The organism is uncultured Alcanivorax sp. (genome assembly GCF_947258575.1).
Taxonomy (GTDB): domain Bacteria; phylum Pseudomonadota; class Gammaproteobacteria; order Pseudomonadales; family Alcanivoracaceae; genus Alcanivorax.
Genome location: NZ_CAMYIV010000012.1, coordinates 370,675 through 393,397 on the forward strand (window position 1 = coordinate 370,675; position 22,723 = coordinate 393,397).

25 protein-coding genes are annotated in these 22,723 nt (G+C 58.6%); 10 read left to right on the forward strand and 15 right to left on the reverse strand.

Annotation, left to right across the window (positions count from 1 at the left end; all coding sequences use genetic code 11):
• Positions 1-65: 65 nt before the first annotated feature.
• From accC to dsbD, 4 genes are all read right to left on the reverse strand, one after another.
• Positions 66-1,415, reverse strand: coding sequence for an acetyl-CoA carboxylase biotin carboxylase subunit (accC, locus tag Q0Y02_RS15170; protein ID WP_297770293.1), 1,350 nt, complete (start codon positions 1,413-1,415; stop codon positions 66-68).
• Between the two features lie 12 nt (positions 1,416-1,427).
• Positions 1,428-1,886 (reverse strand): acetyl-CoA carboxylase biotin carboxyl carrier protein, encoded by a 459-nt coding sequence (accB, locus tag Q0Y02_RS15175; RefSeq protein WP_297770296.1) that lies wholly within the window; start codon positions 1,884-1,886, stop codon positions 1,428-1,430.
• A gap of 3 nt (positions 1,887-1,889) precedes the next feature.
• Positions 1,890-2,330, reverse strand: a complete 441-nt coding sequence (aroQ, locus tag Q0Y02_RS15180; RefSeq protein WP_297770299.1) for a type II 3-dehydroquinate dehydratase — start codon at positions 2,328-2,330, stop codon at positions 1,890-1,892.
• Between the two features lie 233 nt (positions 2,331-2,563).
• Positions 2,564-4,429 (reverse strand): protein-disulfide reductase DsbD, encoded by a 1,866-nt coding sequence (dsbD, locus tag Q0Y02_RS15185; RefSeq protein WP_297770302.1) that lies wholly within the window; start codon positions 4,427-4,429, stop codon positions 2,564-2,566.
• Positions 4,430-4,687: 258 nt separating this feature from the next.
• On the opposite strand from dsbD, the gene Q0Y02_RS15190 reads away from it, so the two are divergent.
• Complete coding sequence (locus Q0Y02_RS15190) at positions 4,688-5,695, forward strand: DUF2333 family protein (protein ID WP_297770305.1); 1,008 nt, start codon at positions 4,688-4,690, stop codon at positions 5,693-5,695.
• A 172-nt stretch (positions 5,696-5,867) separates the two neighbouring features.
• Here Q0Y02_RS15190 and Q0Y02_RS15195 read toward each other — a convergent pair whose 3' ends face one another.
• Positions 5,868-6,731 (reverse strand): metal-dependent hydrolase, encoded by an 864-nt coding sequence (locus tag Q0Y02_RS15195; protein WP_297770309.1) that lies wholly within the window; start codon positions 6,729-6,731, stop codon positions 5,868-5,870.
• A 96-nt stretch (positions 6,732-6,827) separates the two neighbouring features.
• Here Q0Y02_RS15195 and Q0Y02_RS15200 point away from each other — a divergent pair, with 96 nt between their 5' ends.
• Positions 6,828-7,856, forward strand: a complete 1,029-nt coding sequence (locus Q0Y02_RS15200) for an AraC family transcriptional regulator (protein ID WP_297770312.1) — start codon at positions 6,828-6,830, stop codon at positions 7,854-7,856.
• A 202-nt stretch (positions 7,857-8,058) separates the two neighbouring features.
• Here the strand turns inward: Q0Y02_RS15200 and ppa are convergent, their stop codons facing one another.
• From ppa to Q0Y02_RS15215, 3 genes are all read right to left on the reverse strand, one after another.
• Positions 8,059-8,589, reverse strand: coding sequence for an inorganic diphosphatase (gene ppa, locus Q0Y02_RS15205; RefSeq protein WP_297770315.1), 531 nt, complete (start codon positions 8,587-8,589; stop codon positions 8,059-8,061).
• A gap of 152 nt (positions 8,590-8,741) precedes the next feature.
• Positions 8,742-9,107 carry a rhodanese-like domain-containing protein gene (locus Q0Y02_RS15210; RefSeq protein WP_297770318.1) on the reverse strand — a complete coding sequence of 122 codons (366 nt, stop codon included), beginning with the start codon at positions 9,105-9,107 and terminating at the stop codon, positions 8,742-8,744.
• Complete coding sequence (locus tag Q0Y02_RS15215) at positions 9,104-9,286, reverse strand: hypothetical protein (protein ID WP_290509341.1); 183 nt, start codon at positions 9,284-9,286, stop codon at positions 9,104-9,106. Before Q0Y02_RS15215 ends, Q0Y02_RS15210 begins: the two co-directional genes overlap by 4 nt.
• 140 nt (positions 9,287-9,426) lie before the next feature.
• On the opposite strand from Q0Y02_RS15215, the gene upp reads away from it, so the two are divergent.
• The 3 genes from upp (at position 9,427) to Q0Y02_RS15230 (ending at position 12,678) form a co-directional block, all read left to right on the forward strand.
• The gene (gene upp, locus Q0Y02_RS15220) at positions 9,427-10,053 is read left to right on the forward strand and encodes a uracil phosphoribosyltransferase (protein ID WP_297770324.1); all 627 of its coding nucleotides are present in this window, start codon (positions 9,427-9,429) and stop codon (positions 10,051-10,053) included.
• Between the two features lie 31 nt (positions 10,054-10,084).
• Positions 10,085-11,383 carry a uracil-xanthine permease family protein gene (locus Q0Y02_RS15225; RefSeq protein ID WP_297770327.1) on the forward strand — a complete coding sequence of 433 codons (1,299 nt, stop codon included), beginning with the start codon at positions 10,085-10,087 and terminating at the stop codon, positions 11,381-11,383.
• Between the two features lie 224 nt (positions 11,384-11,607).
• Positions 11,608-12,678 (forward strand): peptidoglycan-binding domain-containing protein, encoded by a 1,071-nt coding sequence (locus Q0Y02_RS15230; protein WP_297770330.1) that lies wholly within the window; start codon positions 11,608-11,610, stop codon positions 12,676-12,678.
• A 270-nt stretch (positions 12,679-12,948) separates the two neighbouring features.
• Here Q0Y02_RS15230 and Q0Y02_RS15235 read toward each other — a convergent pair whose 3' ends face one another.
• The 4 genes from Q0Y02_RS15235 to Q0Y02_RS15250 are packed head-to-tail and all read right to left on the reverse strand — an operon-like array spanning position 12,949 to position 14,948.
• Positions 12,949-13,350, reverse strand: a complete 402-nt coding sequence (locus Q0Y02_RS15235) for a VOC family protein (protein ID WP_297770333.1) — start codon at positions 13,348-13,350, stop codon at positions 12,949-12,951.
• Positions 13,351-13,388: 38 nt separating this feature from the next.
• The gene (locus Q0Y02_RS15240) at positions 13,389-13,919 is read right to left on the reverse strand and encodes an SRPBCC family protein (protein ID WP_297770336.1); all 531 of its coding nucleotides are present in this window, start codon (positions 13,917-13,919) and stop codon (positions 13,389-13,391) included.
• 25 nt (positions 13,920-13,944) lie between these two features.
• On the reverse strand, positions 13,945-14,274 hold the full coding sequence (locus Q0Y02_RS15245) for a metalloregulator ArsR/SmtB family transcription factor (RefSeq protein WP_297770339.1): 330 nt from the start codon (positions 14,272-14,274) through the stop codon (positions 13,945-13,947).
• Between the two features lie 50 nt (positions 14,275-14,324).
• Positions 14,325-14,948, reverse strand: coding sequence for a DUF2459 domain-containing protein (locus Q0Y02_RS15250; protein ID WP_297770342.1), 624 nt, complete (start codon positions 14,946-14,948; stop codon positions 14,325-14,327).
• A 320-nt stretch (positions 14,949-15,268) separates the two neighbouring features.
• Here Q0Y02_RS15250 and Q0Y02_RS15255 point away from each other — a divergent pair, with 320 nt between their 5' ends.
• From Q0Y02_RS15255 to Q0Y02_RS15265, 3 genes are all read left to right on the forward strand, one after another.
• On the forward strand, positions 15,269-15,907 hold the full coding sequence (locus Q0Y02_RS15255) for a glutathione S-transferase family protein (protein ID WP_297770345.1): 639 nt from the start codon (positions 15,269-15,271) through the stop codon (positions 15,905-15,907).
• A 138-nt stretch (positions 15,908-16,045) separates the two neighbouring features.
• The gene (gene murI / locus Q0Y02_RS15260) at positions 16,046-16,834 is read left to right on the forward strand and encodes a glutamate racemase (RefSeq protein ID WP_297770348.1); all 789 of its coding nucleotides are present in this window, start codon (positions 16,046-16,048) and stop codon (positions 16,832-16,834) included.
• A 115-nt stretch (positions 16,835-16,949) separates the two neighbouring features.
• Positions 16,950-17,354, forward strand: coding sequence for a VOC family protein (locus Q0Y02_RS15265; RefSeq protein ID WP_297770351.1), 405 nt, complete (start codon positions 16,950-16,952; stop codon positions 17,352-17,354).
• A gap of 109 nt (positions 17,355-17,463) precedes the next feature.
• Here Q0Y02_RS15265 and Q0Y02_RS15270 read toward each other — a convergent pair whose 3' ends face one another.
• A complete protein-coding gene (locus Q0Y02_RS15270) occupies positions 17,464-18,726 on the reverse strand; it encodes a 6-phosphofructokinase (RefSeq protein ID WP_297770352.1) in 1,263 nt (420 codons plus the stop codon).
• Positions 18,727-19,028: 302 nt separating this feature from the next.
• Between Q0Y02_RS15270 and Q0Y02_RS15275 the strand changes: the two genes are divergently transcribed.
• Positions 19,029-19,553, forward strand: a complete 525-nt coding sequence (locus Q0Y02_RS15275) for a hypothetical protein (protein WP_272962911.1) — start codon at positions 19,029-19,031, stop codon at positions 19,551-19,553.
• 93 nt (positions 19,554-19,646) lie between these two features.
• On the opposite strand, the gene Q0Y02_RS15280 is transcribed toward Q0Y02_RS15275, so the two are convergent.
• Both Q0Y02_RS15280 and Q0Y02_RS15285 read right to left on the reverse strand, forming a co-directional pair.
• Positions 19,647-20,645, reverse strand: coding sequence for a lipase secretion chaperone (locus Q0Y02_RS15280; protein WP_297770355.1), 999 nt, complete (start codon positions 20,643-20,645; stop codon positions 19,647-19,649).
• Between the two features lie 54 nt (positions 20,646-20,699).
• Positions 20,700-21,656, reverse strand: coding sequence for a triacylglycerol lipase (locus Q0Y02_RS15285; RefSeq protein WP_297770357.1), 957 nt, complete (start codon positions 21,654-21,656; stop codon positions 20,700-20,702).
• A 209-nt stretch (positions 21,657-21,865) separates the two neighbouring features.
• On the opposite strand from Q0Y02_RS15285, the gene Q0Y02_RS15290 reads away from it, so the two are divergent.
• Positions 21,866-22,669 (forward strand): AraC family transcriptional regulator, encoded by an 804-nt coding sequence (locus Q0Y02_RS15290; RefSeq protein WP_297770360.1) that lies wholly within the window; start codon positions 21,866-21,868, stop codon positions 22,667-22,669.
• Positions 22,670-22,723: the final 54 nt, after the last annotated feature.

Consider the following 22,723-nt stretch of genomic DNA (forward strand, 5'->3'; position numbering starts at 1 on the left):
GCGCGGCCTCAGGGGGTAATATAACAGCTAACGGTGAACGCGAGCTATTCACTGTTCATTGTTAACTATTCACTGCTTCCCAGTTTTTTCTCCAGGTGGTGGATATCCACCCCGCCGGCAATAAAGGCCTTGTCCTTGAAGATCTTGTTGCGGTGCAGCTCCACATTGGTCTTGATGCCTTCCACCACGATTTCGTCCAGCGCATTTTTCATGCGGGCGAAGGCGATCTCGCGATTTTCGCCCCAGGTGATCAGCTTGCCGATCAGGGAGTCGTAATAGGGGGGCACGGTGTAGCCGCTGTAGATATGGGAATCTACCCGCACGCCATTACCGCCAGGGGCATGGAAATAGGTGATCTTGCCGGGGCAGGGTGTGAAGCGCACCGGGTCTTCGGCGTTGATACGCACCTCGATGGCATGGCCCAGGAACGTTACGTCGGACTGCTGCAATTGCAGGCCTTCGTCGCTGGCGATACGCAGCTGTTCCTTGACGATGTCCACACCGGTGATCATTTCGGTGACCGGGTGTTCCACCTGCACGCGGGTGTTCATCTCAATGAAGTAGAAACCTTCATTTTCGTAGAGGAACTCGAAGGTGCCGGCACCCCGATAATTGATTTCCTTGCAGGCGTTGACGCAACGCTCGGCCACTTCGTCTTTCAGGTGCTGGGGAATGCCAGGCGCCGGTGCTTCTTCCACCACTTTCTGGTGACGACGTTGCAGGGAGCAGTCCCGGTCGCCCAGATGAATGGCGTGGCCGGCGCCGTCTGCCAGTACCTGCACTTCCACGTGACGGGGCTTCTGCAGGAATTTTTCCATGTAGACAGTGGCGTCGCCGAAGGCGTTCTTGGCTTCGGAGCGGGTCAGGGTGATGGCGTTGAGCAGGTGCTTGGCTTCTTCCACTACGCGCATGCCACGGCCACCGCCGCCGGCGGCGGCCTTGATGATCACCGGGTAGCCGATCTTCTCGGCCATGGCCAGTGACGCATCGCCGTCGTCACCCAGGGGGCCGTCGGAGCCGGGTACGGTGGGAACGCCGGCCTTTTTCATGGCCTCAATGGCGGCCACCTTGTTGCCCATCAGGCGAATGGTGTCCGCCTTGGGGCCGATAAAGGTGAAGCCGGAGCGTTCCACGCTTTCGGCAAAATCCGCGTTTTCGGCGAGGAAGCCGTAACCGGGGTGAATGCCATCGGCGTCGGTCACTTCCGCCGCACTGATGATCGCCGGGATGTTCAGGTAGGACTCGGTGGACGAGGCCGGGCCGATGCAGACCGCTTCGTCGGCCAGTCGCACGTGCATCAGATCCCGGTCCGCCTTGGAATAAACCGCCACGGTGCGAATGCCCAGCTCCTTGCAAGCGCGCAGGATGCGCAGGGCGATTTCGCCGCGGTTGGCAATGACAACCTTTTCCAGCATGAGATGCCTCCGTTAAACGATGGAGAACAGAGGCTGATCGAACTCAACCGGTTCGCCGTCTTCCACAAGGATGGCATCAATGGTGCCGGATTTGTCCGCTTCGATCTGGTTCATCATCTTCATGGCTTCGACGATGCACAGTACGTCACCAGCCTGGACTTTCTTGCCTACCTCGACAAAGGACGAGGCTCCCGGTGACGGTGAGCGATAGAAAGTGCCAACCATGGGCGAGCGCACCAGATGACCGCTGGGGGTGTTGTCAGCCGGTGCCGGTGTTTCAGCAGCGGCAGCAGGGGCAGGAGCCGGAGCGGGCGCGGCGGCCTGTGGGGCGGCATAGTAATGGGCCGGCGCTGCAGGGTGACGCGAGCCGCGACTGATGCGCACGGACTCTTCTCCCTCACAGATCTCCAGCTCTTCAATGCCGGATTCCTCCAGCAGCTCAATCAGTTTCTTTACCTTGCGAATATCCATGTATTAACCATCCAGTTGTTCAAGGGCGGCGGTCAGCGCCAGCGGGTAGCCAGTTGCGCCGAGCCCGCAGATCACGCCCCGGGCAATATCGGAAAAATAGGAATGATGGCGGAAACTTTCCCGGGCATGCACGTTCGACAAGTGCACCTCGATAAAGGGGATGTCCACCGCCAGCAGGGCGTCACGCAGGGCCACGCTGGTATGGGTGAATGCCGCCGGATTGATGATGATGAAGTCGATGCCTTCGGTGCGGGCATCGTGGATCCGTTCAACCAGCTCGTATTCCGCGTTGCTTTGCAGATGCTGCAGGTGGTGGCCTGCATCGCCGGCCTGGGCCTGCAATTGCTGGTTGATATCGGCCAGGGTGGTATGGCCGTACTTGTCCGGCTCGCGGGTGCCGAGCAGGTTCAGGTTTGGGCCGTGTAAGACCAGAATGGAAGCCAAAACAGGTCCCCCTGGGGAATTTGTCGTTATTTGCCGTGAACGTGCAGGAAAAGCACCGGTTATCCCGGCGTTTCTGGCACTTGTGCAATATTAGGGGGAAATCATGACAGAAAAAAGGGTTTTACAACATTCGTTACAAGTTACCGGAAGATGCCGTGCAATCGGTACTGTTTCACGATTTTTGTTCGGGCGGGAGAGCGCCGCTCCTACAGCGGCTACGTAGAGCGATCCTGTTACAGCCCCGGCATGACACGCTTGTTCAGGTGCTCCAGAAACCGTTCCGGTTTCATTTCCCCCAGTACCCGCGATTCAGGCAGCTCCGTGCCTGCGGGGGTAAAGAACACCAGCGCCGGCAGGCCGAGGATGTTGTATTGCTCCATGATCGCCTGGCTGTCCGCACTGATCTCGGTAATATCCACCCGATAAAGATCGAAGTCTTTCATGGCGGCGAGTACCTGCGGGTCGCTGAGGGTGGTTTCCTCCAGTACCTTGCAGGCCACGCACCACTCGGCAAAGAAATCCACCAGCACCGGGTTGCCTGCCTGGCGGGAATCGGCCAGGGCGGCGTTGAGATTGTCGCGGCCCAGGATGGTTTGCCAGGGGCCATGATCCCCCGGGGTGTTGGCAGTGGCAGCTGCCGGTGCCGATTGCGTCATCGGGGCCAGGGGTTGCAGTGGATCGTCACCGCCACTGAGCGCGCCGACAATCATCACCGAGCCATACAGGGCCAGCACCAGGGCAATGCCGCGCTTGAGCCGGGCGAGCCCCTCGCCGGCGGCTTCCAGGGCGCCGAGCTGCACGCCGTAGACCGCCAGAAGCAAGCCGTAAAGGCCCAGGGTAATGGTGCCGCTGATGATGCGATCCAGCAGCCAGATGGCCACCCCGAGCATGACCACGCCGAAGAAGCGTTTGATTTCTTCCATCCACATTCCGGCCCGGGGCAGCAGGCTGCCGCCGCCGGTGCCAAAGATGATCAGTGGCAGGCCCATACCCATGGACAGGGCGAACAGGGACGCCGCTCCGGTGAGGGCATCACCGCTGGCGGCTACATAGATCAGTGCGCCGGCCAGAATCGGGGTGACACAGGGAGACACCACCAGGGCGGAGATGGTGCCCATGATAGCGGCACCGAACAGGCTGCCGCGCTTGCTGTCGCCGGGCTGGTGCAGCTTGTTACGCAGAAAGGCGGGCAGTTGCAGCTCGTAGAGACCAAACATGGACAGCGCCAGCAACACGAAGATCACCGTGGAGGTAATGATGGCCGCCGGTTGTTGCAGCAGGACCTGAAGGTTCAAGCCGGCCCCAAATACCGCCACCAGCAGCCCGGCCAGGGTATAGGGCACCGCCATGCCCAGCACATAACTGGTGCTAAGCACAAAGCCGCGACTGGCACTGGGCTCCTTTTCGCCGGCGATGATCCCGGAGAGGATCGGCACCATGGGGAAGACACAAGGCGTGAACGCCAGCAGCAGGCCGCCCACGAAGAACAGGCCGATAATCAGGCCCAGAGAGCGGTCGGTCATCCACCGGTTAAAGGCATTGGCGTCTTCGGATTGCAGGGTGCTGAGAAAGCCGCCGTCATCATCGCGGGGGCTGGCGGACTCAGGGGGAGTGGCCGCGGTCGCGGCCGGAGACTTTTTTGCTGGTGACGGGTTGGCCAGCGGGATGACTTTTTTGGTGGGCGGGTAGCACAGGGTGTCCTCGATACAGCCCTGATAGCGCACCTCCAGCTCGGTCGCCACCAGCGGCACGCTGTTAACCGGCAAGGTCAGGGAGAGACGGTCGTAATACACCTCCACATCCCCGAAAATCTCGTCGGTCTTGTCCTTGCCGGGGGGCAGGGCATAGTCAGCGAAATCCTCCAGCACGTTGCCGTTCTGGTCACGCAGGCTGAAGCCGAAACGGTGCTGATAGAGGTAAACGTCATCGATCAGCTCGAAATCCAGCAGCAGTTGCTGGTTGTCCCAGTCTGCATCAGTGACAAGCTGGATGGCTTCGTCCACGGTGGGTAAAGGGGCGTCCCCGAACAGATCACTGGCACCCGCCCACACCGGGAAAAGCGCAATAATGAAAAGTAGCGGTTGCCAAGCTGATCGCATGCCTGTCTCCTATGATGGCCACTGCTTCGATGCACAAAAGGGCGGGAAGTTTCATTGGCTGTAACCCGCAAAGCCCGGCAGCGCAGTGGCGTCGGGCCGCTATTCTCGCCAGTGGGCGGGCAGAAGGCAAAGGGTGTCGACCCGGGCGGTGCATATTTCTGGCCGGGCGTAGCAGGCTTTTCAACAGCCTGCTGGAGATTTGAGTTTTCACCGTCGGCCTATTGTATAGTGATTCGCAGATGGATCTTGGGAGTGATCATGAGTAACGAAAAATTCAGCGAAAAAATGGGTGACGCCATGCTCGACCCCCGCCATAACCGGATTTGGAAAGGGATTCTGTGGTTGCTGGGGCTACTACTGCTGGTGGATGTTCTGCTGAGCTGGTACTGGAGCCAGGAGCCTGATCTGCGTGAATTGCCCAGTCGAGAGAACGCGGTCGCCGGGGAAACCATTGCCCGTGAACTTATCTTCGTTTCCGACACCTTGCTGTCCAAGCCGGGAGGCTATCTCAGTAACGATATCCTGCCCCACCGTCTGTGGATGGATAACATGCCAGCCTGGGAATACGGCGTACTGGTGCAGGTGCGTGATTTTACCCGGGTGCTGCGTCGGGATATGAGCCGCTCCCAGTCCCAGAGTCAGGAAGACCGCGATCTGGCCATTGCCGAGCCTCAATTCAACTTTGATGCGCAAAGCTGGGCCATGCCGGCCACGGAAAGTGAATACCGCCGGGGTATCAAGGCGCTGCAGAGCTACCTGGATCGCCTTACCGATGCCAACGAAGGCGACGGCAAATTCTATGCCCGGGCGGATAACCTCAATTACTGGCTCAACGAAGTGCAGAGCCGGCTGGGTTCCCTGAGCCTGAAACTGAGCCAGAGTGTGGGGCGCAGTGAGCTGAACATGGATGTGGGCAGTGCCGAGTCCGTTGCCAAGCCAGGTAATAAGGAAGACTTTGTGAAAACGCCCTGGTTGAAGATCGACGATGCGTTTTACGAAGCACGGGGCGCAACCTGGGCGCTGACCCAGTTGATGCGAGCCGCCGAGGTGGATTTCGCCGAGGTGTTACGGAAAAAGAACGCCACCGTCAGCTTCCGCCAGATGGTGCGCGAACTGGAAGCCACCCAGGAAACCCTGTGGAGTCCGCTGATTCTCAACGGCGATGGTTTTGGCATGCTGGCCAACCATTCCCTGGTGATGGCCAACTATGTGTCGCGGGCCAATGCGGCACTGGTGGATCTGCGGAAACTGTTGCAGGAAGGGTGAGGAAGGCAGTTAACAGTTAATAGTGAATAGTTAACAGCGGCGCGGAAAGCGTTAGCGGTTATCCAAAGCAAAGAGGCCGCGCCCAACCTGTGGGCGCGGCCTCTTGCGTTTCAGACACAACAAATATTGTTCGCGTAGCTGTTAACTATTCACTATTAACTGTTAACTTAAATCACGCCGCGTTCTTTTCCTTGGGCTGTGGCAGGCTTGCTCGCCATTTTTCAATGAGTGCGCTGTTGTCATCATCCCAGGGATGAAAGCCGGGTTTCAGGTAGCTGAACCAGGCAGGTATGATGCTGCTGATCACGCCTTTGTAGCCGAACCCTTTCCACAGTCCTTTGGCCAGGGTGAGGGGCTTGCGGTGGGCATTGTCGCGCTTGAGCATCTGCCAGGTGAAGTAGCTGGAGAAGCCGATCAGGTAGGCGGTGCTGGAGAGGAACAGTCGCTGGCGCTCCAGGTAGTTGCCGCTGACATCCATGTACAAGTCGTAGGCGACGGCCTTGTGTTCGGTTTCTTCGATGGCGTGCCACACCCACAGGTCACGCACTGCCGGGTCCATCTTTTCCAGCAACTCCGGGCGGCGCAGGATGGCGTCGGCAAGAATGGCGGTAAAGTGCTCCAGGCCTGCGGTAGCTGCCAGCTGCTGACGTTTGCTCATGTACTTGCGGGCACCGGCCAACAGCTTGTTGGTGACGCCAAGGGCATGGGCAACGATGTCGTCATACTTGCCGTCAGCAATCAGGTCGTTGAATGCCTGATGCTCCAGGGAGTGCATGGCTTCCTGGCCAATAAAGCCGGAAATATCTTTCTGGCGATCCTTATCCTCTACTTGGTCACGCAGGGCCCGAACAGAATCCACGAAGAAACGCTCGCCCTCAGGAAAGGTCAGTGACAGGATGTTCAGCAGATGGGTCAGTACCGGATCGTTATCGAACCAGTAATCATCGTGCTGTATGCCGTCGAAGGAAAACCCCATGCGACGGGGGATAATGGGCACAGAAGGGCGCTGCTTTTTTTTCACCAGCTTCAGATTCATCAGTGTCTCCTGGTACAAATGCCATTGATGACATCGTTCAATGACAACTACTATGCTCAGTCTTGCAGTCAAGGTCTTGTCGTGGAGGGCCAACAAATGGTGAGTTCGGGCCGTCCCTGGGGAAGTGCCGGGATACCGGGTATTTACGTGGTATTGCTCTATGACGTGCTGGCGGGCATGGGGCTGGATGCCCCGTCTCTGCTGGCGGGGCAGGGGGTGAGCCGCGACGAGTTACTGGCTCCGGACCGGCGGGTATCCATGTCCCTGGCCCAGACCGTGGCCGAGCGGGGTGTGGCCATGGTCGGCGAGCAGGGGCTGGGGTTCCGTTATGCCCGGGCCATGAGCATCACCCTGCATGGCCCGGTTGGCCTGCTGGCCTTGTCCAGCGCCAGCGCCCAGGATGCCCTGGATGCGGCTTGCCGCTTCCTCGGTCTGCGGGCGCCTTTCCTGGTGATTGATCAGTGTCGTCTTGGCGAGTTGGCCCATCTGCGACTTCGCAGTACGGCTTCGCTGGGTGTGGCCCATGATTTTGTTATCGAAGCCATGCTGGTGGGATTGGTGTTCATGATCGAACAGTTATTGGATGCACCGCCGGAAGGGCTGGAGATTCGCCGCCGGGGCAGTGCGCCGGCCTATCTGTCGACGCTCAAAAAAGAGGTGGGGGTGCCGGTTCTGTTCGATCAGGATGAGGACGCTCTGGTATTTCCGCTGACAGCACTGGCTGCCCGCCCCCGTCTGGCTGATCCGCAGGTGGCGGCGCTGGCAAGGGAGCAGTGTGAGCTGGAGTTCCGTCAGTGGCGTACCGACGAAGACGGCGTTATGGCAGAGCGTATCCGTAGTGCCCTGCAGGATCGGCCGGCGCCGTTGTTGTCTCTGGAAGCCATGGCGGAAAAGCTGTCGGTGTCACCCCGTACCCTCAAGCGCCATCTGCAACAATCCGGGCTCAGCTACCGGCAACTCCAGGATCAGGAGCGTTATCGTCAGGCGCAGCGTCTGCTGGCGAAGCCGGATAACAGCATCAGCGAGGTGGCTTATTCCTTGGGGTATAGCGATGTGGCCAACTTCTCCAAGGCGTTCAAGCGCTGGAGTGGGGTGACGCCGCGAGCCTACCGGGAGCAGAGATAACAACAAGCTTCAAGCTACAAGCTAAGAGCTAGAAGCCACGGGAAGGGCTGGAGAGGAGTGCTCCGCTGTGCCCGCGCACGGAGCCTGCCAGGGGTTATCAAGGCAGCTGAAAAAAAGGCCGCGCCCATTATCTGGGCGCGGCCTCTTTGCTTGCTGCTCCACGACACTATCTCGCGTTGCAGCTTGAAGCTTGTGGCTTGCCTTACCCTTTTTCGTAGGCTTCCACAGACTTCAGGATCTCGGCCTTGGCGGCTTCGGCGCCGTCCCAGCCATCGACCTTCACCCACTTGCCAGCTTCCAGCTCTTTGTAGTGCTCGAAGAAGTGCTTGATCTGGGCCAGCAGCAGCTCGGGCAGATCGTTGATCTCTTTCACGTTGTCGTAGATCTTGGTCAGCTTGGTATGCGGCACGGCAACCAGCTTGGCATCTTTACCGGCTTCGTCGGTCATGTTCAGGATGCCGACGGGACGGCAGCGGATCACGGAGCCGGGAACCACCGGGTAGGGGGTCACAACCAGCACGTCCAGCGGGTCGCCATCTTCGGACAGGGTGTTGGGGATGTAGCCATAGTTGGCCGGATAGAACATGGGGGTTGCCATGAAGCGGTCCACGAATACGGCGTTGCTGTCTTTGTCGATCTCGTACTTGATCGGGTCAGCGTTGGCCGGGATCTCGATGACCACGTAGATGTCTTCCGGAATCTCTTTCCCGGCGGGAACCTTAGCAAAATCCATGATCTATCCTTCTCAAACAGGGTTGGTGGTGGGCGCGGATTATAGCAATGCGAGGCGGTCCCGGCTAATGGCGGAAAGTCGTAGCCGAAGGCGTAAGGATAATGGCTTTATGGTCAATGAGTTAGGGAGCCCGTGGTGGGCTCCCGGGCGGGTTATTGGGCTTCGCTCCAGCCGGGATAGTTGCCCTCCAGCAGCCGCACCTTCTTGAAACCGGCGTCCTCCAGCACGGTGGCAGCGGCGCTGGCGCGGCGTCCGGATACGCAGTACAGCACGATTTCCTGCTTGCGGTATTGCTTGAGCATATCCAGGTGCTGCTCCATCTGCTTGGCCGGCACCATGATGGCGCCGGGAATGTGGCCGGCCAGGTACTCATCCTCGTCACGGACATCAATGATGATGGGGGCCCGGTCGGCCTGCATGGCCTGTTTGAGCTCGTTGATGCTGATACTGTCGGCCGCCCAAAGTGGGGTGGCGAGAATGCTCAGCAGCATTAGTAGGCCCAGGCTGATACGTTTCATGACTCTGACTCCTGTCGGGTTTGCCATTCCTGCAACTCGTCCCACAGCTTCTCCGCATCCCGCACCATGCTGGCAACAGAAGGCTTGGCTGCAGGGTTGGAAAAACTGGCCGCGAGGGCGCGGCTGGCACATTCATATACGAACGCCTGTTTTGACAACTCGTCGAGGGTTTTGCTCACGGGTTCTCCTTTTTACTTTCTGACGCTACCACCGCTGTGGTCCCGAGAACAGTGACAGGTGCACGGCAGTGACTTTTGCCGCGTAAACGGCACAATATTGGCCATCTGTATTTCGCCACCCGGTGCCAAGGAGCGTGTCCATGTCCGTCCACGAAATCACCCACCCTCTGGTCAAACACAAGCTGGGCCTGTTGCGCCAACAAAGCCTGTCCACTCGCAGTTTTCGCCAGCTCACCGCAGAAGTGGGCAGCCTGCTGACCTATGAAGCCACTAGCGATCTGGAGCTGGAGGATTATCAGGTGGACACCTGGATGGGCCCGGCGCCGGCCCAGCGCATCAAAGGCAAGAAAGTCACGGTGGTGCCGATCCTGCGTGCCGGCATCGGCATGCTCGACGGAGTGTTGGAGCTCATCCCCAGCGCCAAGGTCAGCGTAGTAGGGGTCTACCGCAACGAGGAAACTCTGGAGCCGGTGGCCTACTTTGAAAAGCTGGCCCACGATATTGATGAACGCCTGGCACTAGTGGTGGACCCCATGCTGGCCACCGGTGGCTCCCTGGTCGCCTGCATCGACATGCTGAAAAAGGCGGGTTGCCAACAGATCCGTGCCCTGGTGCTGGTGGCGGCGCCGGAAGGCATTGAAAAGGTAAAGGCTGCCCACCCGGATGTGGCGATTTACACCGCCTCGGTGGACCAGGGGCTCAATGAAGATGGCTATATCATCCCCGGCCTGGGCGACGCCGGGGACAAGATTTTCGGCACCCGCTAATCCTCTTTCTGCCAAAACAGGAGCCTCCGGCATGCAACAGCCCGGATTCTGGAACTGGAAAATTATCCTTATCGGTGCGCAGATGCTGTTCGTGGCCTTCGGCGCCATGGTGCTGATGCCGCTGATCACCGGGCTGGACCCCAGTGTCGCCCTGTTTACCGCCGGTCTTGGCACGCTGCTGTTCCAGTGGATTACCCGCCGTTCGGTACCGGTGTTCCTGGCCTCATCCTTTGTGTTTGTGGCGCCTATTGCTCACGGTGTCGAACAGTGGGGCGTCTCTGCCACCATGGGGGCGCTGTTGTGTACCGCCGTGGTCTATGTGGTGCTGGGAGCACTGGTGAAATGGCGTGGACCCGGCTTCCTGCACCGGCTGATGCCGCCAGTGGTCACCGGCCCCATCATTATGGTGATCGGGTTGAGTCTGGCGCCCACAGCGGTGAACTTCGCCATGGGCATGACCGGCAATGGTGCCGAGCGGCTTTTCCCCTACGGCGAGGCGCTGCTGGTGTCCATGGTGGCCCTGTTGGCCACCATGCTGGTGGCAACCTTGGGGCATGGCCTGTTCCGCTTGTTGCCGATTCTTTGCGGTGTGGTTAGTGGTTACCTGGCAGCCTTGCTGATGGGGATGGTGGATTTTACTGCGGTAGAACAGGCTGGCTGGTTGGCTATGCCGGACTTCGTGGCGCCCAGCTTCCAGTGGCAGGCGATCCTGTTCATGGTACCTGTGGCTCTGGCACCGGCCATCGAGCATGTGGGTGACGTACTGGCGATCAGCAGCGTCACCGGCAAGGATTACCTCCGCAAACCCGGCCTGCATCGCACCCTCACCGGCGACGGTATCGCCAGCATGGCGGCCGCCTTGTTCGGTGGCCCGCCTAATACCACTTACTCGGAAGTCACCGGAGCGGTGATGCTGACGAAAGTGTTCAACCCGGTGGTGATGACCTGGACTGCGTTATTTGCCATCAGCCTGGCGTTTATCGGCAAATTCGGTTTGTTGCTGCAGAGCATTCCTACCCCGGTCATGGGTGGCATTCTGATTCTCATGTTTGGTTCCATCGCCAGTGTAGGCATGAGCACATTGATCAAGGCGCAGGTGGATCTCAATGCTCAGCGCAATCTGGTTATCGTCGCGGTGACGCTGATTTTCGGTATCGGCGGTATGGTGATGGGCAATGGCGATTTCACTTTGCAGGGGGTCAGCCTGTGTGGACTGGTAGCGGTGATTCTGAATCAGGTTCTGCCGGCTGCGCCGGTGGTCAGTGATGACCTGAATGAAGAGCGTGCCTACGTGGAAGATGTTCTGGAGCACGGTGGCGGTAGAAAATAGTTGGCACACCCGTGCATGGCTGTTGTGTTTTTTTACTGCCAGTAAGCAAAAAGTTTTTTAAAGATAAAAAGTTTTTTGCTTACTATTTTACAAATGAAATCCGCAAAAATAATTTTCAAAAAGGTTTTTTGTAAAATTACATCTTTGTAACTGTTTCTGTCATTTTAATTGCGCATTGTTTGTCCCTGATGAAATCAAGGAAGCCTGTCAAAAGGGAACAGACTATGAAACTTAATCGTCTCATGTTGCCGGCTATTATTGCCGCTCTTGCCACCGGTTGTGCCAGCAACCAGACCGTTCAGGAAAGTGCCGAATATCAGTCGCTGCAAAGTCAGCAGCAGCAACTGGAACAGGAAAACCAGCAGCTGCGTGCTGCGCTGAGTTCCAGTGAGCAGCAGCCTGCGCCGGCGCCCGCGAGCTCCGGGAATCAGCTCCTTCCGCCTAACGCCAAGCCTGGCCATTGTTATGCGCGAGTTGTCATTCCGGAAACCTACAAGACCGAGATGCAGCGGGTCATGGTGTCCCAGGAAGACAGCAAGATCACAACGACTCCTGCCAGCTATGAAACCGTCCAGGAGCAGGTGCTGGTCAGCGAAGCCTATGACAAGCTGAAAGTGATTCCGGCCACCTACAAGACCGTGACCGAGAAAGTGCTGGTGAAAGAAGCCACCACCAAGCTGATCACCAAGCCGGCGGAATATAAAACCGTTACCGAGCAAGTGCTGGTCAAGCCTGCCTATACCACCTGGAAAAAAGGTCGTGGGCCCATCGAGAAAATCGACGACTCTACCGGGGAAATCATGTGTCTGGTAGAAGTGCCTGCGGAGTACAGGACGGTTAGCCGCAAGGAACTGGTACAACCCGAGCGTACCGAAGAAGTAAAAATTCCTGCGGTGTACAAGACCGTTACCAAGAAAGTGGTTGATCAGCCCGCGCGCACCGAAACAGTCACCGTGCCGGCAGTCTACAGCACGGTTGATGTGGTCAAGCAGGTAGAGCCGCCGAAAGAGCAGAAAACCGTTATCCCCGCCGTGTACAAGGACGTGCCCAAGCAGGTCAAGGTCACCGATGCCGATATGGAATGGCGCGAAATCCTCTGTGAAACCAACACCACCCAGGATGTGGTCCGCCGCCTCCAGAAAGCCCTGGAAGATAAAGGCTATGATCCGGTGTGGATTGATGGTGTCTACGGCTCCAAGACCCGCGCCGCTGTGGTCGCTTACCAGAAGGACAATGATTTGGCCTCCGGTCAGCTGACCATGCAGACGCTGGACCACCTGGGCGTGAAACTCTAACGTCCTGCTCCTTTCCTAGTATTTAAGGCCGGCTTTTGCCGGCCTTTTTTTATCTGCGAAAATTTGATCATCTCATCATGCAGCATATCGCTGGGATTTCAGCTGAATACGACTGGCTGGAATTGAAATCCAGAATGTCTGAACACCTGCGGGTAAGTCTTCAATGTCATCGCGGCGATGAAGATCTGGCTCCCTGAAAGACGTTGATGACTGGTCCATATTTCAGCCTTGCTCGTACTCTGTGGAGTGTTATGGCAGAAGCGCCTGGCATTACACTGATTTCACTGCGATCTGCCAGGACACACCGAAACGATCTTGCAGCCAGCCAAAGCAGGGGTTGAATCCATAGTCATCCAGCGGCATTAGCGGCTTGCCGTTTTCTGCCAGGGCGCTGAAAACATGCTCGACGGCTGTTCTGTCATCCAGGGTCAAACACAGCGACGTGGATGGCGTAAAAGCAAATGCATGATCCACCGGGCTGTCGATGCAGTGCACTGTGGTATCACCAATGGCAAACACGGCTTCATGAACACTGCCTTCCTTGCCGGGTCCATGGGGCCCGTAGAGGTCTTTGCGTATCAGGGTAAAACCGGGAATTACTTTGGCGTACAAGGTGAGAGCCTGGTTAGCCTGGCCCTGGAACATTAGCTGCAGGGTGAGTTGCGCGCTCATAATATTGCCTCCTTCCCTTTGCCGGAGCGCCCGCAGGATTACCCTGCGAGCTGTTTGCGGTAGTGGGCTTGCAGCTCCGTATGGCGCGGCCAGAAGGCGCTGCGGGCCAAGCCGTTCAGGTCCTCGACCAGGATGCCCAGATGAGTATGCCAGCCACCTGCCACGCTGGTGCGGGTTTCCATATCCTCCGGTAGCCGACGATGGGTAAGCAGCAGGTGTACCTGGTCTCCTTTTTCCGTCAGCTCAAAGGTCACTTCTCCCTCATTGTCGCCCCAGGTATGGGCCAGCACATGGGGCGGCTCGAAGCGGGTGATGGTGCCTGATAATGCGGCCTGATTTTCGATGTGTTTGTACTGGGGCGGAGCAGGCTGTTTGTCCTCTGACAGATCCCGGTTATGGAAATGGATTTCCACCGCGCCACCCACAAACTGTCCGAGCGCACCGCCGCCCAGCCAGCGAGCTCGCTTGTCCGGTTCGGTAAGGTAGGCCCAGACACGCTCGATGGGGCCGGGCAGGGTGCGTTCCACCGTCAGAGTGGTGGGGTTGGTGAACTGCACATCGGATTCCATGACAGATCTCCTTGTCGTGTGAATGTCAGTCTCCGTCTTTTATCGCCTGCTCCAGAGCATCCAGCTTGTCGTTCCAGAACACCCGGTAGCGTTGCAGCCAGGCATCTGCCTCGGCCATAGGCGTGGCGTTCAGGTGGCAGTGATGGATACGCCCCTGCACCTCACGGGTTACCAGTCCGGCCTTCTCCAGCACCTTCACATGCTTGGAGGCGCCAGCGAAGGACATGTCGAAAGGCCCTGCCAGTTCCCCCACACTGCAGGGGCCATGCTCCAGATGTTGCAACATGGCCCGGCGTGTCGGGTCCGCCAGGGCGGCAAAGACGGCATCAAGATGTTGATCATTAAGTTTAACCATATGGTTTAATTTAGGAGTGAATGATCCAACATTCAACCATTTTGTTTAATTTAATCGACGGGCGGACAAGCGCCGGTGAAGTCACTGTCCCGCAACTGGCTTAACACCTGGCCGGCAGTCACAGTAAAAAGGGGTCGTAGCGGTAGCCCAGCATCCCGCAATCGTTTGTCTGTCCAGGTATTGCAGGTGTTGCCGAACCAGAAGGTGCCTTCGGCGGGGAAGAAACGGCTGTCCCCGTACAGTCCGGGGTCACCGGCAGGCAGCTGGCCTTGTGAATCCAGCCGGAAATAACCGGCCAGGCTTTCCTGTAGCTGGCGGAGCTGTTCCCCGCGCAGACACAGCGCCTGCAGGTCTGTATGCGGCAACTCAGCGGGATGTCGCTCCAGCCCCACCACATGAAGTGCTGATCGGGTTGGCCACAGCATGGCCCGAACCCGCAGCCACCAGCTGTCATCCTGTCGGTAAAAGGCATCATCCCCCCAACCGAACTCGTAGAACGTGGGATCACTGAAGTGCGGTTCAAGAAACGCCAGGGCAGGGGATAGCCGATCCGCCGGAAAGGCAATACCGGTATGCCAGCGATGGCGTACCACCAGCACTGTTACATTATCGCCTTCGCCTTCGCCTTCGGCCATAACCGGCAGCGACAGCAACATCGCAAGCAAACTCGCCAAGAAACGCATCATGCTGCCAGTGTAGCAAGACCATGACACGAAATACTGAGGGCGTCTCTCAGCTATATTAGCGTTGTAGGTAATTGAGGCTTCTGGCTAATTTACGGATATAAAAATTTCACGCCGCGAGTCCGGGTTGCTGCGCGTGACTATCGTCAATAACGACGTGTTGGGGAGCCACCAGAAAGACGTAATTGCGCACGTGTTCAAATAACACGGTTTTAATGGTGCATGCCGAATCGTTCGGCATCTATATTAATCGCCTACTGGAAATTTGAATAACGCCAGATAGCTGATAGTGCAGGGAGCAGGAGTAACCAATGACCCACATGATCCTCACCACATTCGATTGGGTGCCCGAGGTTCCTCGCGGCTATGTCCGTGATCTGCGCATTCGCTGGGCGCTGGAAGAAGCTGGTTTGCCTTACCGTGTAGAGAGCGTGCCGTTCCGAGACCGGACTGCCGAGCATTTTTCCCATCAACCCTTCGGGCAGGTGCCCTGGCTGGCTGATGGGAATCTTTCTATTTTCGAAAGCGGTGCCATTCTTTTGCATCTGGCTGAGCGTAGTGAGGCGTTGATGCCAGCCGATCCGCAAGGCAGAAGTGAAGTGACCCAGTGGCTATTTGCGGGCCTCAACTCGGTAGAAGCAGCGAGTTTGCCCTGGTCGCTTTTTCAGTTCTCCAGTGACACGGTCGACACACCTGGGCGGCAGCATATTGAGGCGTTCCTCCAGGCTCGCCTGCAGCGTATGGAGGCTGTGTTGACGGAGTGCCAGTGGCTGGTCAGTACCTTTTCTGTCGCCGATATCCTGATGGCGGATGTTCTGCGGTTGGTGGACCGCTTTGACGGCCTGGCCGACTATCCCGTCTGTCGAGACTATGTGGTCCGGGCCAAGGCTCGGCCGGCCTTTGTGAAGGCCCATGCCGACCAGATGGCGCATTTTGCGGCCGCAGACTGAAGTTTCTCTTCATATAAACCGCGGCCTCCTGGATCATTGCTTGCGGTAGAGAGCCAGGACTAACCCATATCTTTCCCGGTTCCTGCCCCGGTCGAGTACACTATCCAGCCAAGATCAATCCGACCCCCAGATTCTGCCATGTCCCATTCCCGTCCCATTGGTATCTTCGACTCCGGCATCGGTGGCCTTTCCGTGGCCGCGAAGGTCCGTGAGCTACTGCCTGCCGACGATATCCTCTATGTGGCCGATTCCCGTCATGCGCCCTATGGCGACAAATCCGATGGCTTTATTCTGGAGCGAATGAACACGGTGACGGACTTCCTGCTTGGGCAGGGGGCCAAAGCCGTGGTGGTGGCTTGCAATACCGCGACCACCTCTGCCATTGCGCAGCTACGGGCCACCTGGTCGGTGCCGATTATCGGTGTGGAGCCGGGTGTGAAGCCGGCCGTGCTGGCGACTCGTAGCGGGGTGGTGGGAGTGCTGGCCACGCCCAGAACCCTGCAGACCCATTCCTTCAGCGCCCTGGCGGCGCGGTTTTCCAGTACGGTGAGTATTGCGGTACAGCCCTGTCCGGATCTGGTTGGCCAGATTGAGGCGTTGCGCTTTGATGACGAGGAGACCGCAGTGTTGTTGAACCGCTATATTGCCCCGTTGCTGGATAAGGGCGCGGACACCATTGTGCTGGGCTGCACCCACTATAACTATCTGGCCGAGCGGATTGCCCAGGTGGCTGGGCCCGGGGTGCAGATTGTCAGTACCGAGTCGGCGGTGGCTCGTGAAGTGGTGCGGCGGTTAACGTGCGAGGGGTTGCTGGCAGAGGCCGGTAAAAGTGGGGATGAAACGTTTTACACCAGTGGCGAACTGGCGGTATTTGGCCGGCAGATTGACCGCTTGTGGGGTCCGGAGAAGGCGGTTTATTCGTTATAGGCGCGAAGCGTCTTGCTAAAAAATGTGATGGCTGTGTCGAAAGCGCCGAGGGCAGTTCGATAAGGTGATGACAGCTCGCAAGGTTGTTGTGAACCCGCCCTTAGGAGACAGCATCATGACCAGAATGATCTTTGTAAACCTGCCCGTAACTGACCTGCAAGCGTCCATGGCGTTTTACAGTGCCCTGGGTTTCGAGAACAACCCGCAATTCACCGACGAGACGGCCGCCTGCATGGTGTGGAGTGAAGCCATCCATGTAATGCTGCTGACCCACGGCAAGTGGCGGACCTTCACAGATCGACCGATTCCGCCTTCCTCTGCCAGTGAAGTGATGTTGGCACTGTCCTTTGACAGTCGTGATGCGGTGGATGCCGTGAACAGGGCTGCTGCGGACAATGGCGGCACGGCAGATATCAACCCGGTTCAGGATCTGGGGTTCATGTATAACCGTAACCTGGCGGATCCGGATGGGCATGTGTGGGAAATGATGTGGATGGACATGGCGGCGATGGAGGGCTAGTGCAGGCTCCCCGATCCCTTTCCGAGCTACAGGGGGGCTCCATAGTGGGGTTGGAAGGCTAAAACAAAAACGCCCCGCGATGCGGGGCGTTTGTCGTATCGGGGTGCGCTTACACCTCGAACGCGTCGTTCAGCTTCTTGGCCACCGGGGCCAGTTTCAGCTTGGCGAATTGCGGCAGACCATCCTTGTACGGCGGGTAGGACTCGCCGCCGATCAGCGGGGCCAGATACTCACGGGCGCTGGGGGTGATGCCGAAGCCATCCTTGGTGATGAACTTGCGCGGCATTTTCTTTTCCACGTTGGCCACTTTTTTCAGTGGCGCTTCACCAATGGTCCAGCTGTATTTCTTGGTTTTCTTGCGCTCGATGGTGGGCATCACCGCGTTTTTGCCGGCTACGGCAAATTCCACGGCGGCGCGGCCTACGGCGTAGGCCTGTTCCACATCGGTGGCGGAGGCAATGTGACGGGCAGCCCGTTGCAGGTAGTCGCTCACAGCCCAGTGGTATTTGTAGCCGAATTCGTCTTTGACCATCTGCGCGATCACCGGGGCTACGCCACCGAGCTGCTTGTGGCCGAAGGCGTCGGTGTTGCCGGCGTCAGCCAGGAAGGTGCCGTCTTCATAGCGGGCGCCTTCGGAAACCACGATCACGCAGTAGCCGACCTTCTCCACGGTGGCCTGCACCTTCTTCATGAAGGCGGCCTTGTCGAAGGCAATTTCCGGGAACAGGATCAGGTGCGGGGCGTCGTCATTGTCTTCCTTTGCCAGGCCGGCAGCGGCGGCGATCCAGCCGGCGTGGCGGCCCATCACTTCCATGACGAACACCTTGGTGGAGGTGGCGCACATGCTGGCCACGTCGAGAGCCGCCTCACGGCAGCTTACCGCAGTGTATTTGGCCACGGAGCCGAAGCCCGGGCTGACATCAGTGAAGGGCAGATCGTTGTCCACGGTCTTGGGGACGTGGATCGCCTGGATCGGGTAGCCCATCTTTTCGGACAGTTGGGACACCTTGAGGCAGGTGTCAGCGGAGTCGCCACCACCGTTGTAGAAGAAGTAGCCGATGTTGTGGGCCTTGAACACTTCGATCAGGCGCTCGTACTCGCGCTGCGAGGTCTTCAGGTCTTTCAGCTTGTAGCGGCAGGAGCCGAAGGCGCCGCCAGGGGTGTGCTTGAGCGCGTCGATGGCGCTTTTGCTTTCTTTGCTGGTGTCGATCAGCTCCTCGGTGAGGGCGCCGATAATGCCATTACGGCCGGCGTAGACCTTGCCGATGACATCCTTGTTTTCGCGGGCGGCTTCGATCACGCCGGCGGCGGAAGCATTGATGACAGCGGTAACACCGCCGGACTGAGCATAGAAAGCGTTTTTACGCGCCATGAGAGACCCCTTGATTCAATTTGCGTGCATTCTAGCGAAGGAGCCCATGAAACACACCCGGTGTTGTCGGACGATGACAGGGAAAAGGCAGCGACAAGCTTCAAGCTGCAAGTGACAAGGCGCGGGGTGGATTCGGTGGCACCGACAATGCCCTGCCCGCGATGCGATGCTAAGTGTGATGCTAGCGGGGAAGGAGTGCGTCGTATGGCTACACTGGTTTTCGCGTTGCAGCTTGAGGCTTGTAGCTTGTTGCTGCTTACTATTTCGCCCCGGCTCTGGAACAATAGCCCGCCGGAGGATCCATGACTGCATTGATGACTTTGTTCTGGCGGCTGGCGATATTTCGTGCCGGCCCCGAAAACGCCCCCTACTCGCCCAGCCTGCTGGGCCTGGTGTTGCTGGGCTGGTGTGCCCTGCAACTGCTGGTTGGCAGCTTGCAGACGGCGCTGCCGGTACTGGTGTTGCTGAGCAGCCAGCTCACCTCGATGACGGTGATTCTGGCCGGCATCTTTGTGCTGTTGGGGTTCAAGGGGCTGCAGAGCCGTTGGTTGCAGACAGCCCTGTCGCTGGTGGGCATCGATGTGGTGCTGACCCTGGTGACCCTGCCACTGCTGGCGATCAATGCGGGTGCGGAGCAGTCCCTGGGCTGGATCGAGGGGCTGTATCTGGTGCTGGTAAGTTGGCAACTGGCTGCGCAGAGCTTCGTTTACCACCGGGCCATGAATGTGGGGCCGTTCCTGGGCCTGGGTATTGCCCTGACCCTGCTGGTGGCCGGCTATGCGGCGGTAGTGATGCTGGTGCCGGAAGTGGTGACGGTGACTCGCTGATCCGCCTTCAGCGCATCAATGCTCTGAGGCCAGTCTGTTTGTCGTGACTTTCAGCACGGCCCACATCGCCATTGCCCTTGTCTCCAGGCCCAGTTATTCGCCGGCCGGCTCCTCAAGCCGGTCCAGGGCTGCCACCCGCTGTTGTTCGCTTTCCGCAAACAATCTGGCCCGCAATTGCTCCAGCTGTTGCTGTTTATCGCTGTCAGCCAAGCCGGATGCCAGAATGTGATCCCGCTGTGTCGCATAGTCCTGATAGCGCTGTTGCCATTGCTGCCGCTTCCTGGCCAGAGACTGCAAGCGCAGCGCGGCTTCATCGCCGAACGTTTGCTGATGGTAGGCAAACCGGTCTGTTTGGTTCTTTCCTGTGTCCTCGATGGCTTGCTCTGTTTCTTGCAGATGCTGAAGGGCCTGTTGTTGCCGGTACTGATCTGCCAGATGTGCCGGCAGTGATGCATGCAGAGTCTGCATGGCCCGCTCCTTTTCCGCATCGCTCATATCACCGGTGAGGATGGCATGCCGCTGCAGGCTGAAATTGTCATAGCGATCCTCGTCAGCGAACAGGGCTGCGGCATCGGCGCCGAATATCGCTTCACGCAATTGTCGGCGCTGGTTCAGCTTGTCGGTGATGTCGCTTGCGCTGCTGGCGGCAAAGTCGCCGCTGGCAAATCGCTGGCGGTAATCGTTGTAGCGATCCAGTAATGCGAGCAGGTCACTGGCCGCACGGGGGGAGGCATTCTCTTCCGCCCATTGCCGGATCAGATGGCGGATCTGCGTATCCGGCAGCTCCCCGCTCAGTGACAGGAAGTATTCGATAATGGCACGGGTGCCGCTGTTCATGATCAGTTGCCCCTCGCCGTCCATGAGCAGATCGGCAGGGACTTTGGTGCCGGCCAGAGAGGTGTTGGCCAGAGCCTGGGCAACCGGGTGCGAAGGCTGGGAGGTAGTGGGGCTGTCAGCGCGGGCAGTCTGCGGGAGGGGGGCAGCCGCCGGGCGGGTTTCCCCATGCGCGGAGGCAGGCATCTGTCGCAGTCCCCACAAGCCAGCAGCGGCCAAAAACCCGACAGTGGTCAGCAGGGCGAGATGGCGTTTCATAACGGCTCTCCTGTTCCTGTTGGCCCGCAGGGCACCAGGCCCTGCGGGTCGGTTTTACAGGCCCGCGTTTCGGAGCCGGTTGGCGTGGTTGCGGTAGAGCGTCTTGGGGTCGGTTTCCCAACCCATCAGACCAAACAGGTGACGAATGGCATCCGCATGGTTGTGGCGGTAGTCATGGCGGATGGGTTTGCCCAGGTACATACCGCACAGGGGCAGGATACCGTCATGTTTGACGCCTGATGGGAAGGCGAACCGGGTGACGGTGACCATAATGCTATCGAACGGGTCGAGCAGGTTGGTGTGCACACCGGTGCCGCCCCAGGACCAGTAGCGTACGCCGTTGACACTATGCTGGCCGCTGGTGCTACAGGCATCGGCGGGCAGCGCTTGCGGGTAACGCTGGTTGAATTTGGTCATGCCTGCGGTGGTGGAGGCGGCCAGCACGGTACTGGCGGACTGGTTATCCGGGTTGGGGCCGCCGGAGGCGAATTCCCACAGCGCGCCGAAAGCGCCGGCGATGCTGTCGGCCAGGCCTTCACCAATGCCGCCTTCTGGTGCAAGGCCGCGAATCACATCGGCCAGGGCGGTGCCACGGTTTTCACCGTGCACAGAGGTGACTGATGCCACCAGATCCGGCCGTACCGCCGCCACGTAGCGAGAGGTGGGCGCGCCCTGGGAGTGGGCAATCAGGTTCACCTTGTCGGCGCCGGTGACTGCCAGGTAGTTCTCTATCTGGACGATCAGTTCCTCGCCGCGGTATTCGTTGCTTTGCAGCGCGCTGACATTGCTTTCGTACACCTGGGCGCCATAGTCACGCAGGTTGTCGGCAATGCCGTAGAAGTAGTCCACGCCGGCGATATCATCGAAGGCGATAATGCCGCCGACCAGCACGATGGGGTAACGGGTGTCGGCGTAGCTGGTGTCCTTGCCAAATGGCCACCAGGCGTGAGCCTGAGTGGTGGTAACGAGCAGAGTCAGGGCTGCCAGCAGCCCAGGGAGTCGGATCGACATGGGTTTTCTCCTGTCTTGTTATTTTTAGGCCTCTCCCGGCCTTCATGAACAGCCGGCGCCAGGGCTGTGTTTTTTGTCGACGATTGGACTATAAGCAGGTTGGGTGGTAGTAACTTGTAGGAATTGGTGCCTCGTTTTGTCATAAACAGAAAAACTGTGATCCCGCTCGCGATTCTGCCGCGTGCTTGACGACTCGGAAAAAAACAACAATGACCTTGTCAGCGAAAACCGGTTTGCCTGCGTCTACGCTGTATCTGTGGCGGCAGCGAACGCTTTATCTGGGGCGGATTGAACGCCTGTCATCACACTCTCAGGGAGCGCATACCCTGCTGTTCGGGCTGGATGATGTGATTCCACTGACGGTAGAGGGGCAGACGTTTTCTGCGCGTTCCTACCTGATTCCGGCCGGAGCACTGTTCTCGGCGGAGTCGCTGGGTAAGCGTATCGCCTGCTGTTTTCTGGACCCGTTGGGCAAGGACTTGTTGTTTCATGCGCCGACGATGACCGCAGAGGGATGTGGCGTCTATCGGGATTCCGGTCGGGAAGCCGATCAACTGGAAATGTTGCGGACCCTCCATGATGGTGCCACAGAGGCCGCCGAGGCCTATGCCCGGTTGCGGGGCCTGGTCTTCCCCGGTGATAGCGAGCCGGTGGCCGGTTTTGAACCGGATGCCAGGATTGCGCGAGTGGTTGAATTGATCCGTGCTGACCCGGCGGACAATCTGTCCAATGAGGCGCTGGCGGAACAGGTGGGGCTGTCCGGGGATCGTTTGCAGCGGCTGTTCAAGCAAACCACCGGTATCCCGATCCGCCGCTATCGTCTCTGGCACCGGCTGTTTGTCACCTCATCAATGATGGCCATGGGCAGCACGCTGACCGATGCGGCGCTGGCCGCAGGGTTTTCCGACTCCTCCCATCTGACCCATGTATTCAAGAGTATGCTCGGCATGAGTCCCTCGGCGGTGCTGCGCCGCTCCCGACAGGTACGGATTCTGGTGGGAGGGGATCACTGATCTCTTCACCTGACGGGCCCTTGCCGTTAAGGTGCAGGGATTCTTTTGATCGGT